This window comes from Bradyrhizobium sp. AZCC 1721 (assembly GCF_036924715.1).
Lineage (GTDB): Bacteria > Pseudomonadota > Alphaproteobacteria > Rhizobiales > Xanthobacteraceae > Bradyrhizobium.
The window spans coordinates 5,243,896-5,257,987 of record NZ_JAZHSB010000001.1 but is presented as its reverse complement, the minus strand read 5'-3'; the positions used below and the strand labels follow the sequence as shown (position 1 = coordinate 5,257,987).

General features: G+C 62.4%; 11 protein-coding genes. 6 read left to right on the top strand and 5 right to left on the bottom strand.

All coding sequences use genetic code 11. The features are described 5' to 3' along the window. Window positions 1–11: 11 nt before the first annotated feature. Together V1273_RS25405 and V1273_RS25400 are read right to left on the bottom strand one after the other, a co-directional pair. Window positions 12–782: an ABC transporter permease gene (locus V1273_RS25405; RefSeq protein WP_334411271.1), complete on the bottom strand. Its 771-nt coding sequence runs from the start codon at window positions 780–782 to the stop codon at window positions 12–14. Window positions 783–871: 89 nt separating this feature from the next. After that, window positions 872–1,519 carry a TetR/AcrR family transcriptional regulator gene (locus tag V1273_RS25400; protein ID WP_334411269.1) on the bottom strand — a complete coding sequence of 216 codons (648 nt, stop codon included), beginning with the start codon at window positions 1,517–1,519 and terminating at the stop codon, window positions 872–874. Window positions 1,520–1,617: 98 nt separating this feature from the next. On the opposite strand from V1273_RS25400, the gene V1273_RS25395 reads away from it, so the two are divergent. Then, entirely contained in the window at window positions 1,618–2,622 is a 1,005-nt protein-coding gene (locus tag V1273_RS25395; RefSeq protein WP_334411268.1) for an ABC transporter substrate-binding protein, read from the top strand. A 54-nt stretch (window positions 2,623–2,676) separates the two neighbouring features. Here V1273_RS25395 and V1273_RS25390 read toward each other — a convergent pair whose 3' ends face one another. Both V1273_RS25390 and V1273_RS25385 read right to left on the bottom strand, forming a co-directional pair. Next, complete coding sequence (locus V1273_RS25390) at window positions 2,677–3,675, bottom strand: Bug family tripartite tricarboxylate transporter substrate binding protein (protein WP_334411267.1); 999 nt, start codon at window positions 3,673–3,675, stop codon at window positions 2,677–2,679. A 63-nt stretch (window positions 3,676–3,738) separates the two neighbouring features. Continuing rightward, a complete protein-coding gene (locus V1273_RS25385) occupies window positions 3,739–4,551 on the bottom strand; it encodes an IclR family transcriptional regulator (protein ID WP_334411265.1) in 813 nt (270 codons plus the stop codon). Window positions 4,552–4,652: 101 nt separating this feature from the next. Between V1273_RS25385 and V1273_RS25380 the strand changes: the two genes are divergently transcribed. Beyond that, entirely contained in the window at window positions 4,653–5,894 is a 1,242-nt protein-coding gene (locus V1273_RS25380; protein WP_334411263.1) for an acyl-CoA dehydrogenase family protein, read from the top strand. 100 nt (window positions 5,895–5,994) lie between these two features. Continuing rightward, on the top strand, window positions 5,995–7,941 hold the full coding sequence (locus V1273_RS25375) for an alkyl/aryl-sulfatase (protein ID WP_334411261.1): 1,947 nt from the start codon (window positions 5,995–5,997) through the stop codon (window positions 7,939–7,941). A gap of 177 nt (window positions 7,942–8,118) precedes the next feature. On the opposite strand, the gene V1273_RS25370 is transcribed toward V1273_RS25375, so the two are convergent. After that, complete coding sequence (locus tag V1273_RS25370) at window positions 8,119–9,186, bottom strand: glycosyltransferase family 4 protein (RefSeq protein WP_334363980.1); 1,068 nt, start codon at window positions 9,184–9,186, stop codon at window positions 8,119–8,121. A gap of 303 nt (window positions 9,187–9,489) precedes the next feature. On the opposite strand from V1273_RS25370, the gene V1273_RS25365 reads away from it, so the two are divergent. The 3 genes from V1273_RS25365 (at window position 9,490) to V1273_RS25355 (ending at window position 14,065) form a co-directional block, all read left to right on the top strand. Continuing rightward, window positions 9,490–11,253, top strand: a complete 1,764-nt coding sequence (locus tag V1273_RS25365) for an ABC transporter ATP-binding protein (protein WP_334363979.1) — start codon at window positions 9,490–9,492, stop codon at window positions 11,251–11,253. Between the two features lie 68 nt (window positions 11,254–11,321). Next, window positions 11,322–13,520 carry an amylo-alpha-1,6-glucosidase gene (locus V1273_RS25360; protein WP_334363978.1) on the top strand — a complete coding sequence of 733 codons (2,199 nt, stop codon included), beginning with the start codon at window positions 11,322–11,324 and terminating at the stop codon, window positions 13,518–13,520. 47 nt (window positions 13,521–13,567) lie between these two features. Continuing rightward, window positions 13,568–14,065, top strand: coding sequence for a PRC-barrel domain-containing protein (locus V1273_RS25355; RefSeq protein WP_334363977.1), 498 nt, complete (start codon window positions 13,568–13,570; stop codon window positions 14,063–14,065). The last annotated feature ends 27 nt before the right edge of the window (window positions 14,066–14,092 follow it).

The window sequence follows — 14,092 nt, the reverse complement described above, 5'->3', positions numbered from 1 at the left end:
CATTCCCCGTCTTATTGCAGCCGGATGTCACGGACGACGAACATCCGCTCTAAGCCGAGCACGAGCCCATACAGCGCCACACCGAGCAATGTCAGGAGCACCACCGCCATCACCATCGCCGGCGTATCGAGCGAAGACTGCACCTGGATCATGAGGTAGCCGAGCCCCCGCTCGGAGGCGATGAACTCACCGACAATCGCGCCGGCAACCGCCAGGATGGCGCCGACTTTCATTCCGGAAAACACGTAAGGCAACGCACCCGGCAACTGGATCTTTCGAAACAGCGTCCACCGCGAACCGCGCAGCGACTTCACGAGATCCAAGAGATCAGGCTCGACCTCACTCAATCCACGCGCAGTGGTGAGCAGGATCGGAAAAAAGCAAATGGAAAACGCGATCAGGATGTTCGGAAGGATGCCGTAGGAAAACCAGACGATGAACAGCGGTCCCAGCGCCACTTTCGGGATCATGTTCAGCGTCACGAACAGCGGCAGCAGCAATAGGCTGACCAGCGGCGACCAGGTGAACAGCACGGCCAGCATGATACCGACCAGCGCGCCGAGGCAGAACCCGCCGAGAATTTCGATGGCGGTCACCGCCAGATTGGAGGGCCACGCATAGCTCGGAGAACCCAGCGTCGCGACCGTCGCGAGTGGCGAGGGCAGAATGAATTTCGGCACCTGGAAGGCATCGACCAGAACCTGCCAGAGCACGATCACAGCCAGATGCACGATCAGGATGATCGCTAAAGACCGTGCCGATCCGCCGTCACCGCTGAACACCCGTGCGCTCCCTTTGGATGCGTGGCCGGTTCCCCGCCGCGCGGCGGCAATCTACCGCGGCCCCTGCCAGTAATCAACCATCCGGTTGATTAGGGACGCAGCGAGTGCATCACCAGGTCGACCACGTGCCTGCGGCGCGCCTGCCGCGCGGCCCGGCTCGACAGGTCCTTGCCGAAGATCGCCGACAGGGTCGGCGTGTTCGAGAAGTAAAAATAGCTGAGCCCCGCGATCGAGATATAGAGGTGCACGGGGTTGATACCTTTACGGAATATGCCGGCCTTCACGCCTTCGCCGAGAATGGTCGAAAGCAGGCTGACCAGCGGCGAATGCATCGCTTCCAGTTTTTGCGATCCGCGCACATGCCGGGCGCCGCCGCGGTTTTCGTCGTTCAGCAGCACGATGAAGTCCGGATGCGCGGCAAGGTGATCGAAGGAACTTTCGATCAGCTTCTTGATCGCTTTTTCAGGCGGCAGTCCCTCGAGATTGAGCTTGCGCTCCTGGGCGCGGATTTCCTCATAGACCCATTCCAGCACCGCCAGATACAGCGCGTCCTTGTCGCCGAAATAGTGATAGACGAGCTGCTTGTTGACGCCTGCCCGCGCGGCGATCTCGTCGACCCGGGCGCCGGCGAGCCCACTGCTGGCGAATTCGCGCCGTGCCGCCGTCAGCAGCTTTTTGCGGGTCGCGGCCGGATCGCGCCGCTGCGGCCTGGTATCGTCAGAACGTTTTTTGGGCATTTCCAACCAAATAGTTGACAAGTCGTCTGGTCCCTTGTTGCATTGGTAGCGTCACGGATGCGCGACTACAAGATCGGTTGCAGAACGAGGAGGGTGCAATGAAGGCTTTGCGAATTGCAGTATTGGCGCTTGCGCTTGCGGTGCCGGCTGCGCCCTGTGTGGCCGCCGAGTCCGTCAACCTGATCCTGAACTGGACGCCGACGGCCGATCATTCGCCGTTCTATTACGCCAAGTCCCAAGGCTGGTACGAGAAGGCCGGCATCGATCTCACGATCGAGGTCGGCAAGGGCTCCGGCGTCTCCTCGCTGAAGGTCGGCTCCGGCGGCTCGCCGTTCGGCATCGCAGATCTCGCGACCGCGCTGGTGGCCAAGAGCAAGGGCGCCGACGTGGTGGCGCTGATGAGTATCTACGCCAACACCGGACAGACCTTCTACTGGCTGAAGAGCTATGGCGTGAATGGGCCGAAAGACTTTCCGAACCACAAGATCGGCAATCCGCCGGGCGACGCGTCACGAGTGATGTGGCCGGCCTTTGCCAAGGCCGCGGGCATCGCACCAGATTCAGTGAGCTTCGTCAATGTCGGCCCGACCGCCAAGATCGCGGCGCTGAAGAGCCATACCGTCGATATCATCAGCGATTTCTACAATGAGCACGATCTGAAGGTGATCGAGTTCGGCGCCGATCTCGGTTACGTCAACTGGAAGGATATCGGGCTGAACCCTTACGGCAATTCGCTGATCGTCAACGGCGCCTATCTGCAAAAGAATCCAAAGCTGGTCGAGGAATTCGTCAAGATCAGCCAGAAGGCCTACGCCGCCTGCGTCGCCGACGTCGCGCCCTGCCTCAAGGCGCTGCTCGACCAGGCCTCAGGTCTCGACAAGGAAAACCAGCAGCGGCAGTGGGAGCGCATCAAGTTCCTGATGACAGACGAATTCACGACGACCAAGGCGCTCGGCTGGATCGATGCCGAGCGGATGAAGAAGGATTACGAGCTGGTGCAGACCTATCTCGGCATGGAAAGGCCGTTCGACGTGAATACTGCGTTCTCGACCAAGATGCTGGATACGGGCATCAAGATGGATGCCAGCAAGGTGAAGAAGTAGGGCTTCAACCCTCGCCCCGTCGCAATGACGGTGGAGCTGTTCAGGCGTCGTCTCTCACTGCAGCGCCATGCCTGACGTCGCGATCACCTTCGTCAGCTTCTCGTAATCGGCCTTCATCAGTGCGGCGAGGTCGGCGAGCGGCATCGGCTTGCCTGGGATGTTGGCAATCGCGAGCTGGCGCTGCACTTCCGGGTTCTGCAGTGCCTTGTTGATGGCCTCGTTGATTTTCGCGACGATGGCATCGGGCGTTCCCGCCTGGACGTAGATGCCATACCAGGGCAGGTAGGTGGCTTCCGGAAATCCGGCTTCCGCAATCGTCGGCACATCGGGAAGATCGGCGACACGTTTGTCGGTCATGACAGCAAGCGGCTTTACGCTGCCGGCCCTGATGTGCGGCAGCGCCAGCTCGAGCGAGACGATCTCGAAATGCATCAGATTGGTCATCAGGTCGATCAAGGCCTGCGGCTGGCCCTTGTAGCCGACATTGGTCAGCTTGATATCAGCGGCCTGAAACAGCTTTTGCGCGCTCAGATCGATGGAGGAGCCGGTGCCGGGATTGCCGAAATTGAGTTCGCCCGGCTTCTTGCGCGCGATCTCGACGAATTCCTTGATGGTGCTGGCCGGCATCGACGGGTGGACCAGCGCCACGCTCTGATTCCAGACCGCAAGACCGACGCATTTGAGATCCTTCAGCGCGTCCCAGCCGGCGTCCTTGTAAAGCTTCGGGTTGACCAAAGCCGCGGGGCCGGTAACCAGCCAAGTGTAGCCGTCGGGTTCGCTGCGCGCCACTGACGCGGTGGCGATGTTGCTGTTGCCGCCCGGCCTTGCTTCGATGACCACCGTCTGTTTCCAGTCGCGGCCGACTTGCTCGGTCACCGCGCGCGCGACGATGTCGACGATGCCGCCGGCGGGGTAGGGCACGATGACGCGGATCGGACGGTTCGGATAATTGCTCTGCGCGTGCGCCGCGTTGCCGAGCAGCATGATTGCGCCCAAAGCAAAACCCAAGGCAGGATTCATGGCAAAGCCCAGCACGGTTTTGATCCGGCTCATTCTTCCCTCCCCATGTTTGCCGCATCGTTCCCGCGATGCGCCGTGCCCCTCTGACGGGGGCATTCAGTCGTTGGCCACCAGCGAGCGAATGCTGCGCGCCAAGCCCAGCATGCGCGGCCCGCATTCACGCTCGATCTGTTCGGCGTTGAAGCGAAACGAGGGAATGCCGCAATTGACCGACAGGCAATCGCCCGACGGCGTGCGGTACAGCGGCGCGGCGACGCCAAAAATCTCGCGCCGCCATTCGCCGAGCGAAATCGCAAAGCCGCGCTCCTTGCAGAGCTCGACGTCCGGCAGCGTCCGCCTCTCGACATAATCGGCCTCTTCCGGGCGCTCGGCCTTCACCTTCGCCACGTATGTGTCGAGTTCTTCCCCGGTGAAGAGCGAGAGCAGCGCGCGGCCGACGGCGGTGGGCGCCAGCGAACTGGCAAAGCCGACATCGGGCAGATGCGCCACGGCGTCGGTGGTGCGCAGCGTTTCGACATAGATGAAGTCGAGCCCGAACGGCATCGCGATCGAGACCGTGCCGCCGGTGTAGGCCGCGAAATCGCGCATCAGCGGGCGTGCCAACTGCCGCACCTTTAGCGCCGACAGCACCGGGTAGGCCGCGGCCAGAATGCCGAGCCCGAGCTGGAAGCGTCCCTTCGCGTCGCGCTTGAGATAGCCGAGTTGCGCCAGCGTGTAGGTCAACCGCGACACCGTCGGCCGCGACAGGCCGGTATGGAGCGCAAGCTCCGCGTTCGACAGCGAGCCCGCGCGGTTGCGGAATGCCGCCAGTATGTCGAGCCCATGCGCCAGCGTGGTCGCGAAGGAGGGATCGGCCTGATCCTCCGCAGCCTGGGGTACCGATCGATCGGTATTGGAAATCGCCGTCATGGCCGAAAATTGGCCATGGTTCCCCAAATCTGTCAATATATCGAAATCAATTTGCATATTGTGTCGATATACGCTTAGGTTCCGAAGAATCGGGAGGCGGCATGGATTTCGACCTTTCCGGGCGATCGGAAGAGTGGCGGGAGAAACTTCAGGCGTTTTTCGACGGCGAAGTACTGCCGCGCCATCGCGGCTGGCTCGATCACACGGCCAAAGGCGAGCCCGCGCCCTTCATGGAGGACCTGCAGCGCAAGGCGCGTGCGGCGGGGCTATGGAATCTCGGGCTTCCTGAACTCGGGGAAGAGGAGCCCGGCACGCGTCTTTCCAACCTCGAATATGCGCCATTGGCTGAGATCATGGGCCGGCTGTTCTGGGCGCCTGAAGTCTTCAATTGCCAGGCGCCCGACGTGCCCAACATGATCGCGTTGCAGAATTGCGCGACGCCCGAGCAGAAGGCGCGCTGGCTGCAGCCGCTGCTGGAAGCCAGGACTCGCTCGGCGTTCGGCATGACCGAGCCCGACGTGGCTTCATCCGATGCGACCAACATCGCCACCCGCATGGTCAGGGATGGCGATGACTACGTCATCAACGGGCGAAAATGGTTCATCACCGGCGCGGCGCATCCGAAATGCAGCTTCCTGATCGTGATGGGCGTGACCGATTCCGACGCCGACCGGACGGGGCGCCATTCCTGCATCATCGTGCCGATGGATACGCCAGGCCTTCGGCTGGTGCGCCGGCTGCGCTGGATGGGATGCGAAGATCACGTCGCGCCGATCGGTGAGCTTTCGTTCGAAAACGTGCGCGTGCCCCGCGCGAACCTGCTCGCCGCGGAAGGCGAGGGCTTCAAGGTCGCGCAGATTCGTTTGGGGCCGGCACGCATCCATCATTGTATGCGCTCGATCGGGCTGTGCGAACTGCTGATCGAATTGATGATGGTGCGGTCATCCGAGCGGTCCGCGTTCGGACGTACCGTAATGCAATACGACACCGTGCAGCGCTGGATCGCCGAGTCCCGCGTCGAGCTCGAGCAGGCGCGCCTGTTGACCTATCGTTGCGCATGGCGCCTCGATCAGGCCGGCCATCACGGCGCCTGGCGCGATGTGTCCTTGATCAAGGTTGCGGTGCCCGCGATGCTGCAGAAGATCGCCGACCGCGCCATGCAGGTGTTCGGCGCCATGGGCGGCTCCGACGATACGCCGATCCATCAGGCGCTGGCCTGGGGGCGCCTGCTGCGGATCGGTGACGGGCCCGATGAAGTCCATCTGCGGCAGATATTTCGCATGGAGCCGATGGCGCCCTGGTCGATTGCCAACTCGCCATATCTGTCCGCACATCCGTCCTGAGTGGCGGCAATATAACGTAACGGCGGCCGGTTCGAGGGTCTCGCGCTGACGCCGTTCGAATTTCGACCCCTGTTTCTTCTGCGTAAGGGAGCACACAACAATGAGCCAACCAGCCACGATCGAAGCGCGCAAGGAGTCTCCAAAGGAAGCGTCCGCCTCCGTCATCGCGCAGCATGCGGCGACGCTGAAGGCGCTGCCCTTCTCCGACAGGCGTGATTTCGATGACGCCGCGCGCGGCTTCCTCGGCACGATCGAGAATGCGAAGATTACGTCGCCTCAGGGCAGGGTGGTCTGGAGCCTGGAGCCTTACGGTTTCCTGTCCACGGAAGAAGCGCCGCCGACGGTCGATCCCAGCCTGTGGCGGCAGTCGCGCCTCAACATGCATCACGGCCTGTTCGAGGTCGTGCCCGGCGTCTATCAGGTGCGCGGGCTCGACATCGCCAATATGACGCTGATCGAGAGCGATAGCGGCGTGATCGTGGTGGATACGCTGACCTCGATCGAGGGCGCGCGGGCAGCGATGGAGCTCTACTTCCAGCACCGCGGCAAGCGGCCCGTTGCGGCCGTGATCTTCACCCATACCCACACCGATCATTGGGGCGGCGCGCGCGGCGTACTCGATGACGCAACACCTACCGGCGGCAGCGTGCCGATCATTGCGCCCAATCTGTTCATGGAGCATGCGGTTTCGGAAAACATCATTGCCGGACCGGCCATGTTGCGGCGCGCGCAATATCAGTTCGGGCCGTTTCTTGCGAAAGGTGTGCGCGGGCAGGTCGATTGCGGGCTGGGGAAGACCATGGCGGCCGGGGCGGTTGCACTTGTCCGTCCGACCGATCTGATCATGGCGACCGGCGACCGGCGCACCATCGACGGGGTAGAATTCGAATTCCAGATGGCGCCGAACAGCGAAGCGCCGGCAGAGATGCACTTCTTCATCCCGCGCTACAAGCTTCTCAACCTTGCAGAAAACTGCACGCATAATTTTCATAACCTGCTGCCGTTCCGCGGCGCCGACGTACGCGACGCACTGGCCTGGTCGAAATATCTCGGCGAGGCCTTGCAGATGTGGGCCGGCAAGGCGGATGCGATGTGCGGCCAGCACCATTGGCCGGTGTGGGGGCAGGAGCGGATCGACGCCATGATCCGCCAGCAGCGCGATCTCTATAAATTTGCGCATGACCAGACCATCCGCCTGATGAACCATGGGCTAACCGCGGCGGAAATCGCTGAAACCATCCGTCTGCCGGCGAGCCTTGAGGGCGCCTGGCATGGCCGTGGCTATTACGGTCACATCAGGCATAACGTGAAAGCGATCTACCAAAAATATCTCGGCTGGTACGACGCCAATCCCGTCAACCTCGATCCGCTGCCGCCGGTCGAATCGGGCAAAAAATATGTCGAGTATATGGGCGGCGCCGACGCCGTCCTGACGCGCGCGCGCGAGGATTTCGCCAAGGGCGAATTCCGCTTCGTCGCGCAGGCCGTGAGCCATCTGGTGTTCGCCAATCCCGACAACCAGGCGGCGCGCGCGTTGCTCGCCGATACGTTCGAACAGCTCGGCTATGCCTCCGAAAGTTCGACCTGGCGCAATGCCTATCTGTTCGGCGCGCAGGAACTGCGGCAGGGCATGCCCAAGACGCCGCCACGCGCCGCGATGCCGCGTGAAACGCTGGCTGCGCTCCGCACCGAACAGCTCTGGGACGTGCTCGGCGTGCGCCTCAACGGTCCCAAGGCCGAAGGCAAGCACATCGTCCTGAACTGGAATTTCACCGATACCGGCGAGACCTTCATCCTCAATCTGGAGAATTGCGCGTTGACCTATGTCGCCGGCGCACGAGCCGCTGATGCCGACGCCAGCTTCACGTTGCCGCGCAGCGTGCTCGACGAAGTGATCGCAAAGCTGACGACAATTCCGGAAGCAGTCGGCTCCGGCAAGATCCAGGTCAGCGGTAATCCGGCGCGGCTCGGCGAGTTGATGATGCTGATGGACGAATTCCCGCGGATGTTCGAGATCGTCGAACCGAAACGGACGATGGTCTCCTGACGCGATCGTGACGTTGTAGATTACAGAGTGGGCAAAGGCGCTTCAGCGCCGTGCCCACCATCCGTCCGGATTGTTGCTCGATGGTGGGCACGCGGAGCCTGTCAACGGGCGCGCATTCGCGCGACCGTTGGCCCCTGGGGTCGTCTTGCGACGACAAGGGGAGGCGTTATCGTTTCGCTACTCTGCGCTGCTCACGAGCTTGATGCGTGGCTCTTCCTCCATCAGGCCGCGATACGCAGCAAGATAGTCGAGCGCCATGCGGCGCGCCGTGAATCGGGCTTCGAACTGCCGGCGGATGGCGCCACGATCCAGCATGGATAGTCGATCGACCACGGCCACTGCGCTGGTTTCATCTTCCACCACGAAACCTGTGAGACCAGGGTCGATGATCTCCGGCACCGAGCCACGGTTGTAGGCGACCACCGGTGTGCCGCAGGCCATGGCCTCGATCATGACGAGGCCGAAGGGCTCCGGCCAGTCGATCGGCACCAGCAGCCCGATGGCGCCGCTGAGGAAGTCGGGCTTTTCGCGGTCGGTGATCTCACCGATGTATTCAACCAGCGGATTGGCCTTGATCAGTGGGGAAATCAGTTCGTCGTAGTAGTCCTGGTCGGCGCGATCGACCTTGGCCGCGATTTTCAGCGGGATGCCGCATCGGGTGGCGATGCTGATGGCGCGATCGACGCCCTTTTCCGGCGCGATCCGCCCGAGCACCGCCAAATAGGACGGCTGCACCGGCTGCGGTGTCAGCAGATTCTGCGGTAGTCCGTGGTGAATGGTGCGCACCCAATTGGCCTGCGGCACCGGCCGACGCTGCGCGTTGGAAATCGAGATCACCGGGACCTTGGAGAAGGTATTGAATACCGGCTGATGCTCCGGCAGGTCGAGCCTGCCGTGCAGGGTGGTCACGAACGGCGTCGGCTGTCGGTAGAACAGCGAAAACGGATAGTAGTCGAGATGAAAGTGCAGAAAATCGAACTCCTCATCGTCGCATTTCTGCCGAACGCGTTCCAGCATCACCATGTGCAGCGCGTTGGGGTCGCGGACGGAGCCGTCGAGGCGCAACGCCTTCGGCCATGTCGCATCGAGTTTCGCCGAGGTGCGGGAATCCCCGCTGGCGAACAAAGTGACTTCGTGCCCTAACGTTACCAGTTCTTCAGTCAGCCAGTGCACCACCCGCTCGGTGCCGCCGTACAGTTTGGGGGGAACAGCCTCCGTCAGCGGGGCGACCTGCGCGATGCGCATCTTTCGTCTCCTGTTTCGAATGTTGGTTGGATAAATCCCTCAGCCCGCAGATCGGCACCGGCGTGCCGGAAGCTGGAACGTTCTTGCATCTGCGAAGTTCCAATCATCGGCGCATCTTGGTTCTTCCACACGACTGTCTTGCTGATGCCATCTGACACCAACAGATTTAAGGCGACTTCGATGCTGCAGAATTGTTGCGTGGTGATGGCTGCGCGCCAGCAAATCCGAAGCGGCACCGTTCACGACCTCGTGCGCGATGTGCGTTAGGGATTCCCTTTCACTCTCAACAGGTTTGCAGACAACATGGACAATCTTTCAGGGTATGTGCGGCGGCCGCTTCCATTTGTCTTGCGCTATCTGCGCCGGCGCCGCGGAGCCCATGTGGTCATCGTATCTGCCGTCGTTGCAGCGGTTGCCTGCTCGGTGGGCACGCAATATGGCGTGAAGAGTCTGGTCGACAGCCTGACGGCCGGTTCGTCGCACGCGAGCAGCGTATGGCTGGCATTCGCTTTTCTCATGTCGCTGATCGCGGCGGATAATCTGCTATGGCGGGTCGCGAGCTGGACGGCGAGCTTCACTTTCGTCGGCGTCACCGGCGATCTCCGCCGCGACATGTTCCGCCACCTGACCGGTCACGCCCCCAGCTATTTCTCTGACCGATTGCCAGGCATGCTGACCAGTCGTATCACCGCGACATCCAATGCCGTCTTCACCGTCGAAAACATGTTCGTCTGGAACGTGTTACCGCCGTGCATCGCGACCGTTTCGGCGATACTCCTCATAGGAACCGTCAGTCTTGCGATGTCTGCGGGCTTGATCATCATCGCGGGTATCATGCTGATGGCGATGTTTCACCTCGCCGCGGCGGGCAAGCCGCTGCATGATGATTTTGCCGACAAGGCGGCTGCAGTGGACGGCGAGATGGTCGACGTCATCAGCAATCTGCCGCTGGTCCGTGCGTTCTGTGGCCTCAGCTACGAACACGACCGCTTCGACGCCACTGTCGAACGGGAACTCGATGCCCGTGGGCGCAGCCTTCGTTATCTCGAGAAGCTGCGGCTGCTTCACGCCGTTGTGACCATTCTGCTGACGATCGCGCTGCTGGCGTGGGTCATCACGCTCTGGCAGCGGGGCGCGGCGACCACCGGCGATGTCGTTCTGGTATGTACGCTCGGGCTCTCGATCCTGAGCGCGACGCGCGACCTTGCGGTGGCACTGGTCGACGTGACCCAGCACGTCGCCCGCCTGACGGAGGCGATCGCCACCTTGCTGCTGCCGCACGAATTGAAGGATCATCCCGAGGCCGAGCCGTTGATCCGCAGCGGCGCCGCCGTCGCCTTCAACAACGTCTCGTTCCACTATCCCGGCGGCGTTCAGGTGTTCGAGAAGTTCTCCTTGCGCATTCAGCCGGGACAACGGGTCGGGCTGGTCGGCCATTCCGGCGGCGGGAAATCCAGTCTGTTTGTGCTGTTGCAGCGGTTCTACGACGTCCAGCACGGCAGCATCATGATCGACGGCCAGGACATCTCGCGGGTGACGCAGCAGAGCCTGCGCGAGGCGATCTCGGTCGTGCCGCAGGACATCTCGCTGTTCCACCGCTCGATCATGGAAAATATCCGCTACGGACGTCCGAACGCGACCGACGACGAGGTGCTGCGCGCGGCGATCGCGGCGCGCTGCGATTTCATCGAGAATCTCCCCGAAGGCATGGCGACGATGGTTGGCGATCGCGGCATCAAGGTTTCCGGCGGGCAGCGGCAGCGGATCGCTATCGCGCGCGCCTTCCTGAAAGACGCGCCGATCCTGTTGCTGGACGAGGCAACCGCTGCGCTCGACAGCGAATCCGAAGAGGCGATCCGCGAGGCGTTGTCACGGTTGATGCGAGGGCGCACCGTGATTGCCATCGCCCACCGTCTCGCCACCTTGCGCAATTTTGATCGTGTGGTGGTATTACAGGGCGGGCGGATCATCGAAGACGGGCCGCCGGATATTCTTCTGCAGGGAAGGGGCCCTTACCGCGACTTGGTCGCGCGCGAAATGGGCCGTCTCGCGACCCACGCGGCCTGATCTGCGGCAGTAGCGTTTGCGTCCCGATGCGTCCATCACAACGCAAGGAAATCGCTTGAGGGGTCAAAATGACAGCCGAAGTCAGCCAACTGATCACCGTTCAGGCTGCCGAGCACGTAGCGGAATCGCCATTCTACATTCCGATGACGGGCCCGGCGACGCGGCCGCGCTGCTCGCTCAAGCATGATGATACCTTTATCGTGCTGGACAGCCATGGCGATATCGGCGCCTCCGCCGGCGGGCCCGACGGTCTGTTCAACGCCGACACGCGTTACCTCGCCCGGCTGGAGATGGTGCTCGACGAAGTCCAGCCGCTGTTGCTCGGCTCCAATCTGCGCGACGATAATTCGGCGCTGACCGTCGATCTCACCAATTCCGACGTGTACCGCAACGGCAGGCTGGCGTTACAGAAGGACACGCTGCACATCGTTCGCTCGATTTTCCTGTGGCGCGGCACCGCCTACCAGCGCATCGCGCTGCAAAATCACGGCGATCGGCCGGCGAGCTTCGACCTGACGCTGCTGTTCGACAATGATTTCGCCGATTTGTTCGAGGTGCGTGGCGAGCGCCGGTCGCGCAGGGGCATAGGCTCCAGCCGGTTGCTCGGTCCCGCCGATGTCATGCTGGAATACAGCGGGCTCGACGGCAAGACCCGCATTACAGCGTTGCATTTCGAGCCGCGGCCGACGCGGCTCGCGGTCAATTGTGCAACCTATCATTTCGAGCTGGCACCCAGGCAAGTGATCGCATTGTTCGTCGCGGTATCCTGCAACAAGCCGGCCATGCAGAAGCCGGTACCGTTCTATCGCGGCCTGCTGGCGCATCGCCGCGAGATGCGGCGGTCGACGGCCGGCGCAGCCAGCATCGAGACGTCGAACAATATCTTCAACGAGGTGCTGTGCCAGGCGATGGCCGATCTCAACATGCTGATGACGGATACGCCGCAGGGCAGATATCCCTATGCCGGCATCCCCTGGTACTCAACGACGTTCGGCCGTGACGGGCTGATAACCGCGCTGCAGATGTTGTGGGTCGATCCGCGCATTGCCAGGGGCGTGCTGCGGCGGCTGGCTCATTTTCAGGCCAAGGAGGTCGATCCGCTTGCCGATGCGGAACCTGGCAAGATCCTGCACGAAATGCGCGGCGGCGAGATGGCGGCGCTGCGCGAAGTGCCGTTCGCGCAATATTACGGCAGCGTCGACTCGACGTCGTTGTTCGTGCTGCTGGCCGGCCTCTATGTCGAGCGCACCGGCGACGAGGAAACGCTGGCCGAACTGTGGCCCGCGATCGAGGCGGCGTTGCAATGGATCGATGGCCCCGGCGACCCTGATCGCGACGGCTTCGTCGAGTACCAGCGCGCCACCGAGCAGGGGCTTGCCAACCAGGGCTGGAAGGATTCCTTCGACGCGATCTTCCACGCCGATGGACAGCTCGCCGAGGGCTACATCGCGCTGGCGGAAGTTCAGGGATATGTATTTGCCGCCAAGCGGCTGGCGGCGCGCTGCGCCCGGCGGTTGGGATTGATCGACCAGGCGGCAGAACTCGAATCCGCCGCCCTGCTGCTGGCCGAGCGCTTCGAGGAGGCGTTCTGGTGCGAGGAGCTCGGCACCTATGCGCTGGCGCTTGATGGCGCCAAGCGGCCGTGCAAGGTCCGAACTTCCAATGCCGGCCAGCTTCTCTTCACCGGCATCGTTCGGACCGATCGTGCCCGCCTTGTCGCGGCCGATCTGATGAGCCAGAAATTCTTTTCGGGATGGGGCATCCGCACCGTTGCCTATGGCGAGGTTCGCTACAACCCGATGTCCTATCACGACGGGTCGATCTGGCCGCACGACAACGCGCTGATCGCGCTCGGTTTTGCGCGCTACGGCCTGAAGCATTCGGCGGCGCATCTGTTCAAGGGCCTGTTCGACGCTGCGAGCTACATGGACTTGCGGCGGCTGCCGGAATTGTTCTGCGGATTCCGGCGGGAGAAGCGGCGCGGACCGGTGCTTTATCCGGTCGCCTGTGCGCCGCAGGCCTGGGCCAGCGCGACGCCCTTTACCCTGCTGGAGGCGACGCTCGGTCTCGAATTCGATGCAGCGGGCGGCGAGATCCGTCTTCGTGATCCGCGCCTGCCGGAATTCCTCAACGAGGTGGTATTGCGCGATCTGCGGATCGGGCCCTCCAGCGTCGACTTGAGGGTCCGCCGCCACGGCGAGGTTGTGTCGCTCGAAGTATTGCGCACGCGCGGACAGATTCAGGTGTCGATCGTGTTGACGCACTAGCGGTCGTGCATTCCCTATCCATGCGTCTTCGGAGCTCAGGAGGCCATATGCGCGCCGGTATTGTCATCATATCGCTGATCGGCGGGCTAGCGATGAGCCTCCCGGTTTCGGCAGCGGAAGATAATGGACCGCCGGGAGGCCGTGCCGCTCCGGCTGATACCGCGAAAGATGCCCAGAAAAAGGAACCGGCGCCTCCGCCGTCGGTCACTGTGATCGGCGCCCGCGACGCGCTCGGCATTCTGGGCCGAGAGGTCCGCAGTGCGGCCAACGAAAATATGGGACGCATCGTCGACGTGATCGTAGACCGTGAAGGCGCTGTACGCGCCGCTGTCATCGATTTCGGCGGCTTTCTCGGTGTCGGCAGTCGAAAGATCGTCGTCGACTGGAGCGCGCTGCATTTTGGCCGTGTTGCCAACAAGAGTGACAGCATCACGCTCGAGCTGACCAAGGAACAGGTGACGGCGGCGCCGGAATACAAGCAGGACGCGCCGGTCATCGTGCTCGGTGCGGCCGGCCGCTTACAGCCGTGGGATTTCGACAAATAAAGGAGAAACGGTCTGATCGTGCGTCCG